The following is a 2,647-nucleotide window of genomic DNA, read 5'->3' on the forward strand; positions in this document are numbered from 1 at the left end:
AAAGACGGGCAAATTGCACCAATAATTGTGATAGCACAAAGCGATCGCTATTTGTTATGGGATGGACAACGGCGCTGGTCAGCTGCCAAACTGCTGGGATGGACAACGTTGCGTGCTGTGAAGGCATTGATGCCAGAAGACTTGCATCGCAAAGCGCTGTTAACGTTTATCCACCACGAAGACCTCAATTCCTTAGATAAAGCAGAGGCTATTATCAAAGAACTAACTACCTCAACTGGCATGGGAGAGGAAGAAATTCCAACTATATTATCTACGGTGTTGCGACGGTTGGAACGTTCTGGCGAGGCTAACCAACTAACATCGCTGGTGACTGCTACCACAGAAGCACAGGTACAAGGTGTAAAATCTTTGGGAGTTAGTGAAAACGAAGAAAAAATACTTTTAGCACTATTGGATTTGGCATTAAATCCAGCATCGGTAAGAGCTAATTTAATGCCAATGTTATCTTTACCAAAGGATTTAAAAACAGCAATTCGAGAGCGGGGATTAAAAGGAGCGCACGCTTTAGCTTTAACGGTTATATCTGCTAAAAGTTTAAAGACATCAGAACGTCAGGCTACCAAAGAAAGAATTGAAGCAACTAATCGAGTCATCGAACAAGATTTGACGGTGCCGAAGACTCGCGAATTGGTGGCAAAGATTAAAGCTAAGTATGTTTTGCCAGAGGTTTCTGAATCGAAAGAAGTAACGGCTGTAGTAAAGGGAATTGAAAAATTGTCTTCATCGGTGATAGGTTCAACGAGTCCCGAACAATTGGCACAGTTGCGACAAGTTTTACAGCAAAAGCTGTTAGAGATTGATGAAATGTTGAATCAGTAGAGATTATTTTCTGTGTTTTTAATTCACTTTAACTTTGTCACTAACTTTCCCCCTACTCCCCTGCTCCCCTGCCAAAATAGTAAAAGTGACAGCGCTTAAGTGAACTGGTATCTTCTAGCAAGATGGGTAGAAAATGCTAACCCTCATAGAGATTAACGGTTTCAAAACCTTTGAGAACTTTACGCTTGATTTATCTCCTTTCGGGGTAATATTAGGGCCAAATGCTGCGGGTAAATCCAACCTCTTCGATGCACTGCGATTTCTTTCCCAAATAGCAGCAAATAACCTACGCGACGCCGTAAAAAATCTGCGTGGTGAAGCGGTTGAGCTATTCAGGCGACAAGCTGATGGTACAAGAGGTACGAAAATGTCTTTTGCCGTTGAGCTACTTCTCTTCAAAGAAGTCAGGGACCCTTGGGGTGATACGGTGGAAATTTCTCATTCAAGGGTGCGTTACGAAGTTGAAATTGAATTACGGCAAGATGAGCGAGGGTTGGAGCGACTTATTGTAGTCAGAGAAGCGGCTTTACCTATCTTGCCCGAAAATGACCGATGGCGATCGTTAGGACAAGAACCCTCCTCTCAATTTAGAGAGGCATTTTTCAAGTATTCTCGCTCCACACCTTGGTTAACAACAGTAGAAGCGGAAGGGGTGCGCCGTTTTCAAATTCTGCCAGATGATAATCAGGCAGGTCGCACGCACTCAGCCACAAATGCAGAAGCAACCGTGCTTTCTTCCATTACCAGTGCAGAATTTCCCCATTTGTTTGCCATTCGAGAAGAAATGCTCGCGATGCGTTTTCTTCAACTCGACCCCAGACAGTTACGACAACCGAGTGCTACCACTGCTGCTCTCGAACTGGAACCGAATGGCGCAAATTTAGCTACAGTGCTAGCCAGAATTCAAGCTCAAACAGCTACTTTAAGTCAGCCAAAGGGAGTTATTGCAGATATTGCTGCTGATTTAGCTTCTCTGATTCCCGGCGTAGTGGATGTAATTGTAGAGGAAGATGAGAAAGACCGGGAGTATCGGATTGAGATTGGTTACGCTCATCAACAGCCTTTTAGTTCTCGTGTAGTTTCCGACGGTACGTTGCGCGTTCTAGCTTTGCTGACAATCTTACATGACCCAGAGCATCACGGGTTGGTTTGTTTTGAAGAACCGGAAAATGGAGTTCATCCTTCTCGGTTGATGACGCTAATTCAAAGGTTGCGGGAGGGGGTAACTGCTCTCTCTTCTTTGGAAGTGGATGAGGGGGAACCGTTTTTTCAGATATTGGTTAACAGTCACTCGCCAGTGGTTCTCTCTTGTTTGGAGGAGGGAGAGGCAATGTTTGCTGATTTAGTTAGCGTTGTCAATCCGGAAATTGGTTCTGTAAGTCGGAAAACTCGAATTCGACCTGTGGTTACTTCTAATGGGAAGCAAGAGTATGTCACTCGCTTTGAGGTGGAACGGTATCTGAGTAGCGTTGACCGGGAGCGCTAACAGATGCGCTATTTGGGACTGGCTCTATTTGGCGAATGTCAGTAGGGAAACAGTTACATAATGTGCGATCGCTCTTACGATCGTTTCTTATCCGAATACGTAACAGGAAATTTTCAAACCCAGTATTACCAAGAAAAACACGGTACTAACCCGCCAAAATTAGCCAATCGTAAAATCCCCGTATCCAGTTATCCCGGCGTAGAATCAATTGAATTAAGTAGTCGGACAAAAGTAATCGACACTGTATGAACTTTTGTTAAGGCACTTGCAGGAGTGCGATCGCTACCCACGGATAGTACAAATGTATTGTAAAAATTGACA

Annotated in this window: 2 protein-coding genes; both read left to right on the forward strand. The window is 44.1% G+C overall.

The features are described 5' to 3' along the window. Positions 1 to 840, forward strand: an 840-nt coding sequence (locus H6G03_RS37050) for a ParB/RepB/Spo0J family partition protein (RefSeq protein ID WP_190475932.1), incomplete at its 5' end; no start/stop codon positions are given. 133 nt (positions 841 to 973) lie between these two features. Continuing rightward, entirely contained in the window at positions 974 to 2,326 is a 1,353-nt protein-coding gene (locus H6G03_RS37055; protein WP_190475934.1) for an AAA family ATPase, read from the forward strand. Positions 2,327 to 2,647 lie beyond the last annotated feature (321 nt).

Origin of the sequence: Aerosakkonema funiforme FACHB-1375 (assembly GCF_014696265.1) — a bacterium.
Classification (GTDB): domain Bacteria; phylum Cyanobacteriota; class Cyanobacteriia; order Cyanobacteriales; family Aerosakkonemataceae; genus Aerosakkonema; species Aerosakkonema funiforme_A.

What these genes read in the sequence shown, in the direction of transcription:
- H6G03_RS37055 (WP_190475934.1), top strand. Translation starts at nt 974, where the DNA reads ATGCTAACCCTCATAGAGATTAACGGTTTCAAAACCTTTGAGAACTTT.